Annotated in this window: 16 protein-coding genes; 13 read left to right on the top strand and 3 right to left on the bottom strand. The window is 42.3% G+C overall.

Annotation, left to right across the window (positions count from 1 at the left end; all coding sequences use genetic code 11):
• Positions 1–255 precede the first annotated feature (255 nt).
• Genes thiL through tsaD form a run of 5 tightly spaced genes read left to right on the top strand, consistent with a single transcriptional unit; the run spans position 256 to position 3894 of the window.
• A complete protein-coding gene (gene thiL / locus AC1RRX_RS12985; RefSeq protein ID WP_032867636.1) occupies positions 256–1233 on the top strand; it encodes a thiamine-phosphate kinase in 978 nt (325 codons plus the stop codon).
• Between the two features lie 15 nt (positions 1234–1248).
• Complete coding sequence (tsaE, locus tag AC1RRX_RS12990; RefSeq protein ID WP_025284346.1) at positions 1249–1725, top strand: tRNA (adenosine(37)-N6)-threonylcarbamoyltransferase complex ATPase subunit type 1 TsaE; 477 nt, start codon at positions 1249–1251, stop codon at positions 1723–1725.
• Positions 1706–2395 (top strand): tRNA (adenosine(37)-N6)-threonylcarbamoyltransferase complex dimerization subunit type 1 TsaB, encoded by a 690-nt coding sequence (gene tsaB / locus AC1RRX_RS12995; protein WP_032867634.1) that lies wholly within the window; start codon positions 1706–1708, stop codon positions 2393–2395. The genes tsaE and tsaB overlap by 20 nt, the downstream gene beginning before the upstream one ends.
• A 10-nt stretch (positions 2396–2405) precedes the next feature.
• Complete coding sequence (rimI, locus tag AC1RRX_RS13000; protein WP_003155993.1) at positions 2406–2861, top strand: ribosomal protein S18-alanine N-acetyltransferase; 456 nt, start codon at positions 2406–2408, stop codon at positions 2859–2861.
• Entirely contained in the window at positions 2854–3894 is a 1041-nt protein-coding gene (tsaD, locus tag AC1RRX_RS13005; protein ID WP_007408855.1) for a tRNA (adenosine(37)-N6)-threonylcarbamoyltransferase complex transferase subunit TsaD, read from the top strand. Before rimI ends, tsaD begins: the two co-directional genes overlap by 8 nt.
• A gap of 223 nt (positions 3895–4117) precedes the next feature.
• Here tsaD and AC1RRX_RS13010 read toward each other — a convergent pair whose 3' ends face one another.
• Positions 4118–6046, bottom strand: a complete 1929-nt coding sequence (locus tag AC1RRX_RS13010; RefSeq protein WP_020953910.1) for an ABC-F family ATP-binding cassette domain-containing protein — start codon at positions 6044–6046, stop codon at positions 4118–4120.
• Positions 6047–6185: 139 nt separating this feature from the next.
• Here AC1RRX_RS13010 and moaC point away from each other — a divergent pair, with 139 nt between their 5' ends.
• Genes moaC through tatC form a run of 4 tightly spaced genes read left to right on the top strand, consistent with a single transcriptional unit; the run spans position 6186 to position 8299 of the window.
• Positions 6186–6698, top strand: a complete 513-nt coding sequence (gene moaC / locus AC1RRX_RS13015; RefSeq protein ID WP_007408857.1) for a cyclic pyranopterin monophosphate synthase MoaC — start codon at positions 6186–6188, stop codon at positions 6696–6698.
• The gene (locus AC1RRX_RS13020; protein WP_003155984.1) at positions 6695–7342 is read left to right on the top strand and encodes a redox-sensing transcriptional repressor Rex; all 648 of its coding nucleotides are present in this window, start codon (positions 6695–6697) and stop codon (positions 7340–7342) included. Before moaC ends, AC1RRX_RS13020 begins: the two co-directional genes overlap by 4 nt.
• An 18-nt stretch (positions 7343–7360) precedes the next feature.
• Complete coding sequence (locus AC1RRX_RS13025) at positions 7361–7531, top strand: twin-arginine translocase TatA/TatE family subunit (protein ID WP_003155981.1); 171 nt, start codon at positions 7361–7363, stop codon at positions 7529–7531.
• Between the two features lie 6 nt (positions 7532–7537).
• Positions 7538–8299, top strand: a complete 762-nt coding sequence (tatC, locus tag AC1RRX_RS13030) for a twin-arginine translocase subunit TatC (protein WP_108725145.1) — start codon at positions 7538–7540, stop codon at positions 8297–8299.
• 38 nt (positions 8300–8337) lie between these two features.
• Here tatC and AC1RRX_RS13035 read toward each other — a convergent pair whose 3' ends face one another.
• Positions 8338–8529 (bottom strand): YdiK family protein, encoded by a 192-nt coding sequence (locus tag AC1RRX_RS13035; protein ID WP_003155975.1) that lies wholly within the window; start codon positions 8527–8529, stop codon positions 8338–8340.
• Entirely contained in the window at positions 8526–9260 is a 735-nt protein-coding gene (locus AC1RRX_RS13040) for a CPBP family intramembrane glutamic endopeptidase (RefSeq protein ID WP_032867628.1), read from the bottom strand. The genes AC1RRX_RS13035 and AC1RRX_RS13040 overlap by 4 nt, the downstream gene beginning before the upstream one ends.
• A 236-nt stretch (positions 9261–9496) precedes the next feature.
• On the opposite strand from AC1RRX_RS13040, the gene groES reads away from it, so the two are divergent.
• From groES to AC1RRX_RS13060, 4 genes are all read left to right on the top strand, one after another.
• Positions 9497–9781, top strand: coding sequence for a co-chaperone GroES (groES, locus tag AC1RRX_RS13045; RefSeq protein ID WP_003155970.1), 285 nt, complete (start codon positions 9497–9499; stop codon positions 9779–9781).
• Between the two features lie 41 nt (positions 9782–9822).
• Positions 9823–11457, top strand: coding sequence for a chaperonin GroEL (groL, locus tag AC1RRX_RS13050; protein ID WP_003155941.1), 1635 nt, complete (start codon positions 9823–9825; stop codon positions 11455–11457).
• A 1065-nt stretch (positions 11458–12522) separates the two neighbouring features.
• The gene (locus tag AC1RRX_RS13055; protein ID WP_186302975.1) at positions 12523–14454 is read left to right on the top strand and encodes a site-specific DNA-methyltransferase; all 1932 of its coding nucleotides are present in this window, start codon (positions 12523–12525) and stop codon (positions 14452–14454) included.
• Between the two features lie 2 nt (positions 14455–14456).
• Positions 14457–17450, top strand: coding sequence for a type III restriction-modification system endonuclease (locus AC1RRX_RS13060; RefSeq protein WP_186302973.1), 2994 nt, complete (start codon positions 14457–14459; stop codon positions 17448–17450).
• Positions 17451–17469: the final 19 nt, after the last annotated feature.

Below are 17469 nucleotides of genomic sequence, written 5' to 3' on the forward strand. Positions count from 1 at the left end.
CGGTAGTTCAGTTGGTTAGAATGCCTGCCTGTCACGCAGGAGGTCGCGGGTTCGAGTCCCGTCCGGACCGCCATTTTTATTGTAAACGAAACGATCATGTTTTCGTTTTTTTTGTGTTTTCTTTTAAATGCTGGCAGCTTGGTATCTAACCAAGCTTTCTTTTATATCGTTAAAGTCTTGGATATTGAAACATAATCCGATACACTAGAAAGAGCTGTATTTCACAAGAGCGTCAGAAAGGGAGACGGGAGATATATGGATGAGTTTGATTTGATTCACAGTATTACGCCGCATTCGCATTATCATCCTTCCGTCGATGTAGGGATCGGTGATGATGGTGCGGTTTATACAGCATCACCCCATATGCAGCAAATTGTCTGCCTTGATACAATGGTGGAGAATGTCCATTTTAAATTAGAGTATTCCTCTCCTCATGATATCGGTTATAAGGCGCTTGCTGTTAACATTAGTGACGTGGCGGCGATGGGAGGCATTCCGAAGTTTTATTTGGTGTCTCTAGCGGTTCCTTCTTGCTGGCAGAAAGCGGACGTCCAGGCAATGTATGAAGGAATGGCGGAACTGGCGAAACTATATCAAATGGATTTGATCGGGGGAGATACCGTCTCCGCTTCCGGTCAAGCCGTAATTACCGTTACTGTCATCGGAGAAGTTGAGAAGGATTGCGCTTGTCTGCGAAGCTCGGCAAGACCCGGAGATGTTGTGTTTGTTACAGGGGATATCGGTTCGTCCGCAGCAGGACTGTCTCTTTTATTGGGAGAAACACTCCCTTCTGCTTTTCATACGAGTGATTATTTTATCCGAAAACATAAACGGCCCGTTCCGAGAGTTCAGGTCGGCCGCTTCTGCTCTCAGCTTCAGCGCGCGGCTCTGAATGATATCAGTGACGGATTGGCCAGTGAGCTGCATGAAATAGCTGCGGCAAGTTCAGTTACGATAGAAATCGAAGAACAACTTCTGCCGGTGCATCCGGATTTGCCTGAGGCAGATTCTGAGTGGAAGAAATGGGTGTTATTCGGCGGTGAAGATTTTGAATTGGTTGGAACGGTTTCTCAGCAAGAGTGGATTTCTTTGCTTGATTACTGCACTCAATCGGGCATTCCGATTGCGAAGATAGGAGCGGTAACTGAACGGAAGGAAGCATGTGTTCTTTTGACAGCCAATGATCAGAGACAAATCGTCCTTGAGAAAAAAGGATACAATCATTTTAAATAAGACGGGTGACTCACTTTGAAGACATTACAATGGAGAACGAAAAACCCCGAAGAAACGAAAGCCGTAGCCAAGCTTGCCGCTTCTTTGGCAAAGCCGGGAGACATTTTGACACTGGAAGGCGACTTAGGCGCGGGAAAAACGACTTTTACAAAGGGTTTTGCCGAAGGACTGGGAATCACGAAAGTGGTAAACAGCCCGACTTTTACAATTATAAAAGAATACCATGACGGTTCGCTTCCTCTATATCATATGGATGTGTATCGTATGGAGGATGAAAGCGAAGACTTAGGGCTTGAAGAATATTTTGAGGGACAAGGCGTCTGTTTAATTGAATGGGCTCATTTAATTCAGGATCAGCTGCCTGCTGAACGGCTGCAGATCGTCATCACAAGAGCCGGTGATGAGGCAAGGGACATTACCTTTACGGCTTGCGGAACACGGTATGAAACGCTTTGTGAGGAGATAAATAAACATGACAATACTGGCAATTGATACGTCAAATTACACACTGGGTGCCGCGCTCGTTCGTGACAAAACGGTGATGGCGGAGTATATTACATATTTAAAAAAGAATCATTCCGTGCGGGCCATGCCTGCTGTCAATTCATTGCTGAAGGATTGCGGCCTAACACCGCAGGACCTTACGAAAATAGCGGTGGCGAAAGGACCGGGATCGTACACAGGTGTCAGAATCGGTGTGACGCTGGCAAAAACATTGGCATGGTCGCTGAAGCTTCCGGTTTCCGCTGTCTCGAGTCTGGAGGTGCTGGCGGCTAACGGACGGCACTTTCAAGGACTGATCTGCCCGTTATTTGATGCCCGGCGCGGACAGGTATATACGGGGCTTTATGGATATCAGGACGGCCGATTACAATCCGTTCTTCCTGATCAGAATGTCCTTTTGACTGATTGGCTCGGCATGCTGAAAGAAAAAGCGTCTCCGGTTTTATTTTTAGGGCACGATACAGCCATTCATGAAGAAACCATTCTGCATGAGCTGACATCTCAAGCAGTGATTGGAACGGCTGCACAGCATAATCCGCGGCCGTCAGAGCTGGCGTTTTTAGGCTTGGAAAAAGAGGAAGCGGATGTCCACAGCCTTGTTCCGGATTATTTGCGTCTGGCAGAGGCTGAAGCGAAATGGATGGAATCTCAAAAATAGGGTGATAGGGATGAAAACGAAAACGGCGATTCGAAGCATGCGTCCGGAAGATATTGATCAAATTTATGAAATTGAAACAGCATCCTTTACTTCTCCGTGGACGAAGGATTCATTTTATCATGAGCTTTTGGAAAATCCGTATGCCCACTACCTTGTCATTGAAAAGGACGGCTGTCTGGCGGGGTATTGCGGAATCTGGATTATTATAGATGACGCGCAGATTACGAACATAGCCATTAAGCCGGAATATCGGGGCCAATCATTGGGAGAAGCGCTGTTTCGCTCTGCGATAGAATTGTGCAGAGAAAAAAAGGCAAGAAGGCTCTCTCTCGAAGTCAGGGTCTCAAATCATCCCGCCCAATCCTTATATAAAAAATTCGGTCTTCAGGCCGGTGGAATCAGAAAACAATACTATACAGATAACGGGGAAGATGCGTTATTAATGTGGGTGACATTACATGAGTGAAAAACAAGATATTTATGTACTAGGAATCGAAACAAGCTGTGATGAAACAGCGGCCTCAGTCGTAAAAAACGGGAATGAAATTATTTCAAACGTTGTCGCTTCTCAAATTGAAAGCCATAAACGTTTCGGCGGGGTCGTGCCTGAAATAGCGTCCAGACATCATGTGGAGCAGATTACCCTTGTGATTGAGGAAGCTCTTTCAAAAGCGGAGATGGGCTTTGATGATCTTGATGCGATTGCCGTAACGGAAGGACCCGGACTTGTCGGAGCCCTGTTAATCGGAGTCAATGCGGCAAAGGCGTTAAGCTTTGCCCATCAAATACCGCTAGTCGGTGTCCATCACATTGCGGGTCATATTTATGCAAACAGGCTGATAGGAGAGCTTCAATTCCCGGCGCTTGCTTTGGTTGTGTCAGGCGGACATACGGAATTGGTTTATATGAAAGAGCACGGTTCATTCGAGGTTATCGGTGAAACGCTGGATGATGCCGCAGGCGAAGCTTACGACAAAGTGGCAAGAACGATGGGGCTTCCTTATCCGGGAGGGCCGCAGATTGATAAGCTGGCTGCTGTGGGAACGGATTCCATTCCGCTTCCGCGTGCGTGGCTGGAAGAAGGGTCTTACAATTTCAGCTTCAGCGGCCTGAAGTCAGCCGTGATTAACACACTTCATAACGCCTCGCAAAAAAATGAGGTGATTCCTCCGGAGGATCTTGCCGCAAGCTTTCAGCAGAGTGTCATTGATGTACTGACGGCAAAAACCTCTAAGGCCGCGAAAGAATATGGGGTTAAACAAGTGCTGCTGGCAGGGGGCGTAGCCGCTAACAAAGGGCTGAGAGCCGCACTGCAGCAGGAATTCAGTCATTCGGGAGATCCCGAGCTTATCATCCCGCCGCTTTCTTTATGCACGGACAATGCAGCGATGATTGCGGCTGCCGGAACCGTTGCTTTTGAAAAGGGGATTCGGGGCTCATATGATATGAACGGACAGCCCGGCTTGGAATTAACATCCTTTGATCGTCTCACGTTGTAAAACGTGAGGCTTTTTTTTACTTATTAACAGATAATTCTAACATATCCACAGGATTGTGAATATATCCAGAAATCCAGGCTGGATAAGAGGCTATAAGTTGTTAGTAAAGTGGATAAAGTCAGAAAATTTTGTGGATAGTGTGTATAACACGCTTACTTACATGGCTGACAAGGAGGATAGCTGTGGATAAAAAAGCACCCCTTAAAGAGGTGCTTGACTTTTTCTATTCTTCTGAGGAGAGTTCCTCCCATTCTGCTAATAAGTTTTCGAGCTCTTGATTCAGAGCTTCATTCTCCGCGTGAATGGTCTGTACCTTTTCATGATCCTGATACACGTCAGGATCGCACAGCAGCTCCTCATTGGCGCTGATTTTCTCTTCGGCGGATGAGACGGCTGCTTCAATTTCTTCAATGCGTCTCAGGCGCTGCCGTTCTTTCTTCTTCCATTCTTTTTCTTCCTCGTAAGTTCTTTTCGTATCCTGTTTGACCTTGCCGGCAGGCTGAGCCTGCTCCTTTTCCTGCCGCTTCATTTCTTCCAGTTCCAGCTGCTGGGCTTTTTTCTCGGTGTAATAGTCATAGTCACCCAAATATTCTTCTGCATGATCCGGAGACAGCTCCAGCACCCTTGTGGCGATCCTGTTAATAAAGTAGCGGTCATGCGATACAAATAACAGGGTTCCCGGATAGTCGATCAGGGCGTTTTCCAGCACTTCTTTACTGTCCAGATCAAGGTGGTTTGTCGGTTCATCAAGGATGAGAAAGTTTGCTTTTTGCAGCATCAGCTTGGCAAGCGCGACTCTTGCTTTCTCACCGCCGCTTAGAGAACGGACAGGTTTCAGGACATCGTCTCCGCTGAACAGGAAGTTGCCGAGGCATGTCCTGATCTCTTTTTCCGGCATGTCCGGATATTCATCCCACAGCTCGTCCAGCACGCGTTTGGACGAGGTCAGTTCAGCCTGCTCCTGATCGTAATAGCCGATTGTGACATTGGAACCGTACGTGATCGATCCGGATTCCGGACTGATTGTATTCATAATGGTTTTCAGCAAGGTTGATTTGCCGATTCCGTTCGGTCCGACGAGGGCGGCGCTTTCACCTCTTGTAATGCCGAAGGTCAGGTTTTTCAAGAGCGGAGGCTGGCCGTCATAGCTGATGGAAACATCCTGTACGCGCAGGACGTCGTTTCCGCTCTGTTTTGTAATGTCAAAACGGAAGGCGGCTGATTTTTCATCCCCGAGCGGCTTTGCCATGACGTCCATCCGTTCAAGCTGTTTTCGTCTGCTTTGGGCTCTTTTCGTTGTAGAAGCTCTGGCCAGATTGCGGTCGACAAAATCTTGAAGCTTGGCGATTTCGTCCTGCTGTTTTTCGTACAGCTTCAGGTCTTTCTCATACTGCTCGGCTTTTTGCTCTAAATAGGCGCTGTAGTTGCCGAGGTATTTTTTGCTTTCTGTCCGTGAGACCTCGTACACTTGGCTGACGACTTTATCAAGAAAGTATCTGTCGTGGGAAACGATCAGGATTGCGCCTGAATATCCCTGTAAATAATGCTCAAGCCATGTAAGCGTATCGATGTCGAGATGGTTCGTCGGTTCATCCAGAATAAGCAGATCAGGCTGGGTCAGCAGCAGTTTTCCGAGCGCAAGCCTTGTTTTCTGACCGCCGCTCAGGCTTTGCACTTTCACGGAATCGTCAAATTTTCCGAAGCCGAGTCCGTGAAGGATAGATCGGACGTCCGCTTCATATTGATAGCCGCCTTTATCCTTGAAATCCTGCTGAAGCCTGTCATAGGTTTTCATCAGCGTCTCAAGCTCCGCGGGGGCGGCCGTGGCCATCTTTTCTTCAATAGAGCGCATTTCTTTTTCCATTGCTTTCAGGAAATCAAAAACACTCAGCAGTTCTTCTTTTATGGTAAGCTGGGATTCCAAGCCTGTGTGCTGGGCGAGATATCCCATCGTTAATTCTTTCGGTTTGATTAATTCACCCTTTTCATATGAAAGGTGACCTGCGATAATTTTAAGGAGAGTTGATTTGCCGGCTCCGTTTCTGCCTACTATGGCGATGCGATCCCGAGATCTGACTTCAAGCTTTATATTGTTTAAAATAGGATCAGCGCCAAAAGATTTGGATAGCTGATTAATTTGTAAGATCATCATATTATTTCACCTCTGTTATAATAAGTTAAGTGTAGCTTATCAACCTGCTGTCAGCAAACAATACATCAGAATTGGAACATTATAGGATAAGACATCAGGGAGAAAATAGTGTATGATCAGAAGTAAGGAGAGTTTAAATATGAATGGATTTTCTCATTTTAATGAAGAAGGCCGTGCCCGCATGGTGGATATAAGCGATAAATCTTCAACAGTCCGTACTGCCGCTGCGATATCCAGCGTACAGATGAAGCATGACGTGTACAGCAGAATCAAAAACCGCGAGATCGGAAAAGGAGACGTGCTGGCTGTCGCACAGGTGGCAGGAATTATGGCCGCAAAGCAGACGTCAGCGATTATCCCGATGTGCCACCCGCTTTCTTTAAGCAGCGTCGACATTTCATTCGGCTGGGAGGAAAAGGATTCCGAAGCCGTTCTTCATATACAGGCAAGCGTAAAAACGAAAGGGAGTACAGGTGTGGAAATGGAAGCGCTAACTTCCGCTTCAGTCTGCGCTTTGACCGTTTATGACATGTGCAAGGCGCTGGATAAAGGAATGGTCATCGGCCCGACCTGCCTCATGGAAAAGACAGGAGGCAAAAACGGTGATTTTAAAAGAGATGCATCTGAGTATAAAGTGGAGGACCAATCATGAACAAGGATCAATCAAAAATTCCACAGGCGACGGCAAAACGGCTGCCGCTTTATTATCGCTTTTTAAAGAATTTACACGCGTCAGGAAAACAGCGCGTTTCATCCGCTGAACTGAGCGACGCGGTAAAAGTCGATTCGGCCACGATCCGCCGGGATTTTTCCTATTTCGGGGCGCTCGGCAAAAAAGGATACGGCTATAATGTGGATTACCTGCTGTCATTTTTCAGAAAAACACTGGATCAGGATGAAACGACGAACGTCATTTTGATCGGTGTCGGGAATTTAGGGACGGCGTTTCTTCACTATAATTTCACAAAAAATAATAACACAAAAATATCTATGGCTTTTGATGTGAATCAGAGTAAAATAGGAACTGAGGTAGGCGGTGTGCCTGTCTTTGATCTTAATGATTTAGAGCTTCACATTAAGGATGAACCCGTGGCGATTCTTACCGTTCCTGCGGTTGCCGCCCAGTCAATCACCGACCGGCTCGTGTCGCTCGGAATCAAGGGAATCCTTAACTTTACGCCGGCCCGTTTGAATGTGCCGGATCACATTCGAATTCATCATATAGATTTAGCTGTAGAGCTTCAATCATTGGTTTATTTCTTGAAGCATTATTCTGTTTTGGAAGAAATTGAATAGCGAAAGGAGGAGCTGCACATGATCGGTCCTGGAAGCCTGGCGGTTATCGGTGTGGTAGCGGTGATTATTTTCGGTCCGAAGAAGCTTCCCGAATTAGGAAAAGCGGCGGGGGACACGCTTCGTGAATTTAAGAACGCTACTAAGGGATTAGCCGGTGAAGAAGAGGAAAAAAAGAAAGAAGAACAGTAAGATAGGATGACGCGTATGAGAGTGAATCAAATGACGCTTGTGGAGCATATTGCCGAACTTCGGAAACGATTGCTGATTGTGGCGTTATCCTTTACGGTTTTCTTTATTGCCGGCTTTTTTCTGGCAAAACCTATCATTGTGTATCTTCAAAAAGCCGATGAAGTAAAAGAGCTCACCCTTAATGCTTTTAACCTGACGGATCCGCTGTTTATCTTTTTGCAGTTCGCGTTTATCATCGGCATCATTTTGACTTCGCCGATTATTCTCTATCAGATTTGGGCGTTTGTCAGCCCGGGTCTGTATGAGAAGGAGCGCAAAGTAACACTCAGCTATATTCCGATTTCGATCGTGCTGTTTGTCGGCGGTGTGTCGTTTTCTTATTATATTTTATTTCCGCTGGTCGTTGATTTTATGAAGCGGGTTTCGAATGACCTGGATGTCAACCAGGTGATCGGGATCACCGAGTACTTTCATTTTCTGCTGCAGCTGACGATTCCGTTTGGGCTGCTGTTTCAGATGCCGGTGCTGATCATGTTTTTAACGAGACTCGGTGTTATCACGCCGATGTTTTTATCGAAGATCAGGAAGTACGCGTATTTTGTGCTGCTTGTGATCGCCGCGATGATTGCGCCGCCTGAGCTGCTGTCTCACTTGATGATTACCATTCCGCTTTGCATTTTATATGAGATCAGCATTCTTATCTCAAAAGCGGCGTATCGGAAAAGGCAGAACGGCAGCAGCGAATCCGATCAGGACGTATCAGCATAAAAAAAGCCATTTCTCAATGATGAGAAATGGCTTTTCTTTTATTTTTGATTTTTTTTCACTTTAAATGAGAAAGCGAACATTTTAAACGAGATGCTGATATTATAAGCGGCGAAAACCATCAGCAGTATGGAATAAAAAGACCACATGCTTCCCGGAGAGCTTGCGGCCAAATACGTAAAGATACAGCCGACTGCGAAATAAATCAAGCCCCAAGTCATTGGGTTCCTCATACAAACAATCCTCCAATAATTAATTGCATTTGCTCACTATGCTGTTCAATATATTTTTGGGCGGGGCCGAGCTGCATGACCACGACAATGGTATTCATCATGACATGGGCGAATATCGGCACAATAATCCGTTTCGTCTGCACATACAAGAACGCAAAGGTAAAGCCCATGGCCGTATACAGCAGCAGGTGCGTGAGGTCTTGATGCACAATGCCGAAAATGACGGAACTGACTAGTCCGGCGATAAAGAAATTCGTTTTTTCATATAATACACCGAAAATGATCTTCCGGAAAATGATTTCTTCAAGAATCGGCCCGACGATAGAAGAAACGATAATCATGAGCGGCATGGCTTTAATAATGCTGAGAATGGCTTTCGTGTTTTCGGAACCGCTGCCCACATGAAAGACATACTGCTCAATCATCCCGGCGATTCCCTGAGAAAATAAAGCGAGCCATATTCCCGCGACCGCCCAGAGAACGGACATGCCGGCGGATGCTTTCTTCCCGTTTCTTAATGTCTGCTTCGGCGCGGTTCTCAAAATCAAGAGAACGATAATCAGGCAGATAAAAAAGCTTACGACGGAATAAATCCCCTGAGCCATGGTGAGGTTCGCATTCGTAGGGTGTCCGCCCGCATAGCCGAATTTGTACATTAAAGGAATGCCGATCAATGCGGAAAGCTGCATGATAACATATGTCAAAATGATATACCAATACTGTTTTCTCAAATGATATGTACTCCTTTATCCTATAAAATCAACTTATTTGTTCTTATTGTAACACAAGTGAACTTGACGTGAAAAAAGGAGAAAATCAGTGTGAGAGAGAATCATGTAAGCGTGAAAATTTTTTATTCTTATGACTTGAAATTGGAAGTGAGATTCTTTATTATAATAACTGTGTTAGCACTCTTTAGAGCTGAGTGCTAAAATTACATATTCATACTATTGAGGAGGTTATTACATTGTTAAAGCCATTAGGTGATCGCGTTGTCATTGAACTCGTAGAATCTGAAGAAAAAACTGCCAGCGGAATCGTATTACCGGATTCTGCAAAAGAAAAGCCGCAAGAAGGCAAAATCGTGGCAGCCGGTTCAGGTCGCGTGTTGGAAAGCGGAGAGCGCGTTGCTTTAGAAGTAAAAGAGGGCGACCGCATTATCTTCTCAAAATACGCCGGTACTGAAGTGAAATACGAAGGTACTGAATACTTAATCTTACGTGAAAGCGACATTTTAGCTGTTATCGGCTAAGCAAATAAATATTTTTAAAAATTCGAGGAGGTTTCGTTAACATGGCAAAAGATATTAAGTTTAGTGAAGAAGCACGCCGCGCTATGCTTCGCGGTGTCGATGCGCTTGCTGACGCTGTAAAAGTAACTTTAGGGCCAAAAGGACGCAACGTGGTTCTGGAGAAAAAATTCGGTTCTCCGTTAATTACAAATGACGGTGTGACAATCGCAAAAGAAATTGAACTTGAAGATGCGTTTGAAAACATGGGTGCGAAGCTTGTAGCTGAAGTAGCCAGCAAAACAAACGACGTTGCCGGTGACGGTACGACGACTGCGACTGTACTTGCGCAGGCTATGATCCGCGAAGGCTTGAAAAACGTAACTGCGGGGGCTAACCCTGTCGGCGTGCGTAAAGGTATGGAACAAGCCGTGACTGTAGCAATCGAAAACTTAAAAGAAATTTCTAAGCCGATCGAAGGCAAAGAGTCTATCGCTCAGGTTGCTGCGATCTCTGCTGCTGATGAGGAAGTCGGAAGCCTTATCGCTGAAGCAATGGAGCGCGTAGGAAACGACGGCGTCATCACAATCGAAGAGTCTAAAGGGTTCACGACTGAGCTTGAAGTTGTTGAAGGTATGCAATTCGACCGCGGATATGCGTCTCCTTACATGGTGACTGACTCTGATAAGATGGAAGCGGTTCTTGATAATCCTTACATCTTAATCACAGACAAAAAAATCACAAACATCCAAGAAATCCTTCCTGTGCTTGAGCAAGTTGTACAGCAAGGCAAACCATTGCTTCTGATCGCTGAAGATGTTGAAGGGGAAGCTCTTGCTACACTCGTTGTCAACAAACTTCGCGGCACATTCAACGCTGTTGCCGTTAAAGCTCCTGGCTTCGGTGACCGCCGTAAAGCAATGCTTGAAGACATCTCTGTTCTTACAGGCGGAGAAGTGATCACAGAAGACTTAGGCCTTGACCTGAAATCTACTGAAATCGGACAATTGGGACGCGCTTCTAAAGTTGTGGTAACGAAAGAAAACACAACAATCGTAGAAGGCGCCGGCGACACTGAAAAAATCGCTGCACGCGTCAACCAAATCCGCGCTCAAGTGGAAGAAACAACTTCTGAATTCGACAGAGAAAAATTACAAGAGCGTCTTGCGAAACTTGCCGGCGGCGTAGCTGTCATCAAAGTCGGCGCTGCGACTGAAACTGAGCTGAAAGAGCGTAAACTTCGCATCGAAGACGCCCTCAACTCAACTCGCGCAGCTGTTGAAGAAGGCATCGTATCCGGCGGTGGTACAGCGCTTGTCAACGTATACAACAAAGTCGCTGCAGTGGAAGCTGAAGGCGATGCGCAAACAGGTATCAACATTGTGCTTCGCGCGCTTGAAGAGCCGATCCGTCAAATCGCGCACAATGCAGGCCTTGAAGGATCTGTCATCGTTGAGCGCCTGAAAAACGAAAAAATCGGCGTAGGCTTCAACGCTGCAACCGGCGAATGGGTAAACATGATCGAAAAAGGTATCGTTGACCCGACAAAAGTGACACGTTCTGCTCTGCAAAACGCAGCTTCTGTAGCAGCAATGCTCTTAACAACTGAAGCGGTTGTCGCTGACAAACCGGAAGAAAACGCCGGCGGCGCAGGAATGCCTGACATGGGCGGCATGGGCGGTATGGGCGGAATGATGTAATCATTGCCCCAGAAACCCAGTAAAAATGGGGTTTCTAGACTCTTATCTACTTTGAAAATAACCGAAGAGTAACAAAAGGGTAACATTTTCTTGAATAAGGGTCTAATTTAGAGGTTTTCCATGAGTTCTTTGAACTTTTGGGAAGCCTCTTTTTTCCTCTCTTTAGTCACATACAAATAAACATTTTTTGTTGTATCTTCATCTTTATGCCCTAAACGTTCCATTATTTTCAGAAGAATTATCCCAGCTTGTGCTGATAAAGGTATGGCGCAATAAATGGAGTATAAGTTAGGAATTTAATTTTGCTATTTTCAACAAACGCGCATACAATTTTCAATTTTCTTAATTTAAAGCGGGCAACCGGGTAGTTCCTCATCAATACATGTAAAAACAAAATCTTCATTTGTTTTGGATCTAACTTATGCTTGTTTAGTTCATTTATACAATTTTTAGCTTTTGAGACTTTTTGTGAGGATTATGTGGTAATCACTCCGAAAGATATGATTCAGGCTTTGTACGGTTAGGATGAAAGGTATATTAGATAGATAAAAAAATGGTCAATTCATAAATTTCTTTCAAATAGACCATGATCCTTAACTAAAGGAGATATGGTTGGAAAAGGTCTTTTTAAGTGCAAAGGAAATAAGGATTAAAACTTGAAAAAATCATTTTAGGTTCAAAAGGGAATTCAAATTAAAAACCTTATAATAAGAGCTTGGATAGGCTAACTTATCTAGGCATTTTTTGTTTGTTTCTGTTTAAATTGGCTTTAAATTAATACAGATTGTCATTGGATAGTCACTTCCCTAATGGGGGCAGTAATACGATGACTTTTAAGATATATTCATACATTGGAGAATATTGAGTCTATAGAGATATAAATATGGTAGATGTATTGATAGAATCAATACCTATAGGAGAGAAAATCTGTTTATTCTTCTCTTACGTTATTTTTCTACTTACGTTACAATGTTGGTAAATCTTTTATTTCAATTGAAAATTCAACCATTAGATCAATGGATTTGGAAGGTGAACAAACTAATTTTATATACGGGAGGGATTATAATGGAAAAAAATACAGAAATTGAATCCCACGAAAAATTACGGGTTTTAAAAAGTCAATATCCACAATTTTTTGACCATGAAGGAGCATTCCAATTTGAACGGTTTAAGGAGTATCTTAACAACGCAGGTATAGAGTCTTCAATGGAAACATTCTCTCTAAACTTTGTGGGAAAGGAATATGCAAAATTACTAGCGGATGCTGAAACTGATACGGTTATAACGCCACTTACTGACAAGGAAATTGTGCAAGATCTTAACAGCAAAAACACGTATTATATCGGGGATAATTTGCACGTCTTAAAACACTTGCGCCACTCGTATGAAAACCAAATAGACGTTATCTATATTGATCCACCATATAATACTGGAAGCGACCGTTTTAGTTATAATGACGACTTCATATTCAGTTTAGAAAAGTTAACTGAAATTGTCGGCAATGAAGAGAAAGCACAACGAATTTTGGAGCTACATGGTCGTAGTAGCCACTCAGCATGGCTTACATTTATGTATCCACGAATACTACTAGGGTATAAACTCTTACGAGATACCGGTGTGATGTTTGTTAGTATTGATGATAATGAACAGACAAATTTAAAGTTACTATTAGACGATATATTTGGAGAAAGTAATATGCTTGCTAATAATACTGTCATTGTTAAGACTGAAGGTCGTCGTTATGGATACTTTGCTAAAACTCACGAAACTTTGTATGCTTATGCTAAAAATGCTGAGTTAGTACAATTACGTGAGGTACCAAACGTTGATAACACATTTGATTACTTTGACGGATATGGTGGTTTCGATTTACAAGGATTACGCAATCGTAACGCGAAAAAATTCAACATCACCAATCGAGAGAATCTGTGTTATCCATTTTATGTTAATTCTGAGGTGGTTGATGAAGATGGATTTATGCCGTTATCTTTGGAACCTGTTGAAGGTTGGAAAGAGGTTTATCCTGCAAAAGCCAATGGAATTCAAAGTGTTTGGCGTTGGGGTAAAGGTGAAGGAGAAAAAGCTCGTGTTGAATTTCATAATTTGACTGCTAAACGCAATGATAGAGGAGAAATTCAGATTTACCAAAAAAAACGGAGTGAAACAGTGCCTCAAAAAACGTTATGGCAGAATAAAGCTTACACTTCTTTTCGTGCAAGTCGAGAATTGGAAGGATATTTTAGTACGAGTGAATATTTTGAAACTCCAAAACCTATTAGTTTATTAGAGCGTGTGTTGGAAATAGCGCCTGCAAAGAAAGATATGCTGATTCTAGATTACTTTTCCGGTTCCGCTACAACAGCTGATGCAGTTATGCAAATGAATGCGAAAGACCATTTAAATCGTCAATACATTATGGTTCAACTCCCAGAAGAGATACCTGAAGACAAACTTGCATATAAAGATGGTTATCGTACCTTAGATGAATTAGGTCGCAAACGCATCCGTTTAGCAGCCAAAAAAATTAAAGAAAATACCTATGAAAATATTGATTATGGTTTCCAAACATTCGAAGTTCGTAAGGCACCTATTTTGTCATTGGATCGGGTTATCGATTTTTCTTTAGAAATAGAAGAACAAATATCATTCGGAATAGAAGAAGATTCCGTCGCTAAATATGATTATAAAGGTATTGATGGAATTCAAACGCTACTTGCTACATGGTTGCTTCGTGACGGATATGGACGATTAGCTAAAGCTGATGAAGTCAAATTAGGTAATTATATTGCTTATTGCTACGGCAAACGTGTATATCTGATTCAAGAAGGTCTCACTTCAGATAACGTAATTGAGTTGTTAAAGATGATTGACAATAAAACACTAAATGTGCGAAATGTAACTGCGTTTATCCCATCTATGCGCTTTGATGAGTTGCGTGAATTGGACATTGCTTTGCGCACTCGCAAAGGTATTTCGTTGGAAAAGAGGGTGGAATAAAGGTGCAATTACAAGAATTGGATTACCAACTCGAGGCTTTGAAATCCGTTGTAGATATATTTCAAAATGTCCCGCTATCACGTGAAACGTCTACGGCGAATCCAATTTTTAATCTAAAGGATGATTTTACTCGTCAGATTATTAAACAAAATGTTCATGTAATCCAAGAAAGAAACAAGATTGATTCTGTTTTGCGTACATCCTCTCTGTCGGAGATTCCAAAAGGCGATGTCCCTCTTGGTGTTGACGTTAAGATGGAAACTGGAACTGGAAAAACTTACGTTTATTCACGCTTGATGTTGGAATTAAATCGTGAATATGGATTTAATAAATTCATTATTATTTCTCCTACTGTTCCTATAAAAGAAGGCACAAGAGCTTTTTTGCAGTCTGGGGAATTTAAGGAACATGTGAAGCATTATGAAGAATTTTCTAATACAGAATTAAAATTATCTGTTCTAGACCCCCAAAAACAAAATAATAAAGGTCGACGTTATCCACCACGATCAGTAAATGAATTCTGTGATGGCGATGCTTTTACGAAAAATAGCATATTTTGTTTTTTGGCTGGAATGAGTATGCTAAAGACGGGAAAATATTCAACCTTATACCGTAATGACTATGACCAAACAATGTTAGATGGGACTAACCGACCTATTGATGCATTAGCTAAAACACGGCCAATTGTAATTTTAGATGAACCTCATAAGTTTGACCGTTCTAATCAGTCGTGGAGTTTCATCCAAGATTATTTGAAGCCATTGGCCATTGTACGTTTTGGTGCAACGTATCCTATAAAAAAAGACAAGACAAGGGATTACGATAACTTAGTCTATAACTTAACATCCATAGATGCCTTTAATCGCGACCTTGTTAAAGGGGTTTCTGTCTACTATCCGGAGTTCGAGAATCCAAATAAAACCCGTTTTACTCTTGTAAGTATAACTTCTAAACGTCCTAAAAAAGCGCGTTTCCGAAATGAGCAGACAAAAGCGGAGTACGATATTGATATTGGTGAAAGTTTAAGTAGACTTAATGAGTCTTTCGGGAGTTTATACATACAAGATATAGGTAAGCAGGAAGAACTCAATGATAGGGTTGGTATTCGTCTAGATAATGAAAAAGTATTGGCAGTTCGTGATGCTTTAATTGCCGGGGTATTTACGACAAGCTATCAAGAATTGATGGTGAATCAAGCAATTGAATTACATTTGCAAAAAGAACAAGAGAATTTCATTTCTAAATCCCCTAGATATAAGTCATTAACTCTATTCTTTATTGATTCGCCTGAAAGTTATCGTCTTAAGGATGGCTCAGATGGAAAGTTGAGAAAATACTTCCAAGAAACATTAACTCTAAAAGTTAAGAGTCTTATAAATAAATATGAGAGCAAAGAAAACTTGCGATATGTTGAACAAGAATATGTGCAGTTCTTGAAAGCCAGTCTTGCAGATATTCGAGGTACAAATGGTGGATACTTCTCTCAGGACAATTCAACCAAAGAGGAGGATATCCAAAAAGAAGTAGACGAGATTTTACGCGATAAAAATAAATTGTTGTCCTTCAAGAATGAAGACGGAAGCTGGAACGTTCGTCGTTTCATCTTTTCAAAATGGACGTTACGTGAAGGTTGGGACAACCCAAACATTTTTACAATCGCAAAACTTCGGAGCTCAGGAAGTGAGAACTCGAAAATTCAAGAAGTGGGGCGTGGCTTACGTTTACCAGTAAATGAGTTTGGTGTGCGGGCGATTGCGGGTGAAGAATCATTTTTTTTAAACTATCTTGTTGATCATACAGAAAGCGAATTTGCAGACCACTTATATGATGAAATTAACGAAGGTGTTGCAAACTTCACGAATATTAAAGGTTTATTGGATAAATTCGCGGAGAAATTAGGCAAAAAAACAGCTATATTAGCAGGTATACTAATGGCAAATGAATATATCGATGAAGATTATAATGTAATTGAAGGAAACCGCCATGCTTTCTACAGAGAATATCCTGACTTTAAAGTAGGCCTAAAATCAGGTAAGATAATGAATGGAAAGCCAAAAGATGTGCAAATCCGTAAGGAGAACTTTGCAAAGATCAAAAACTTATGGAATGATATTAATAAAAATTACATGGTAGACTTTCAGAATGTTTCCGAAGATTTACTCCGTCAAGGAATTAGAGCAAGTTTATCATCAGATTTATTTAAACATGAAATTTCTTCATTTCAAAAGAAAACAATTACATCTGATGGTAATTCAATTATCTTAGAAAAAGAACATGAGGGTGAATTTACTGTTCTTGAAGTAAAAATAGCCTATGGAGAATTTTTGAAGAAAATAAATAATCGGACTTGTCTTCCGCTTTCTTTATTACACCAAGAAATCGTTCGATTCCACAAAGAAACTAGCCAAGAGATTTATCCAACAAACCGTTCCATTCAAATGTTCGTTTCTAATTTTGAATGCTGGTTTATACGTGAGTTTGCATCAGGATACACGTACCGTAAGTTGAGTGATGTGAACGGACAGACTGCACTAACTAATGATGATGGTACACCAAAAGATATAGTCGCCCAAGCTGACATTGGAGTATTCAAATCTAATAACCCTTTACCTGAACAATATCTTTATGACCGTTTTGTGTATGATTCGAAAATTGAAGTAGAAAATATTGAATACTCAAATATTGACCGTGTAGAAGTGTTTGGAAAGATACCTCGACGATCTATCAGAGTACCAATGTACTTTGGAGGTACGACAAGTCCAGATTTTATGTATGTGCTGACAGATAAGAGTGGTAATCAGTCAATGAACTTAATTATTGAGAGTAAGGGCGTTGACAAAGAGGCTGAACTAAGGCAAGTTGAAGATTATAAAATCGAAGCTAGTAAGAAGTTCTTTAATACACTTAATGAAGATGGCGTAAATGTTACTTATAAACGTCAGTTAAGTGAGGAGAAGATTTTAAATCTCCTTTCAGATTTAGATACAACATCATAATCACGCCGAATAAAGGTTT

The organism is Bacillus sp. GW821-FHT11D08, assembly GCF_058808515.1.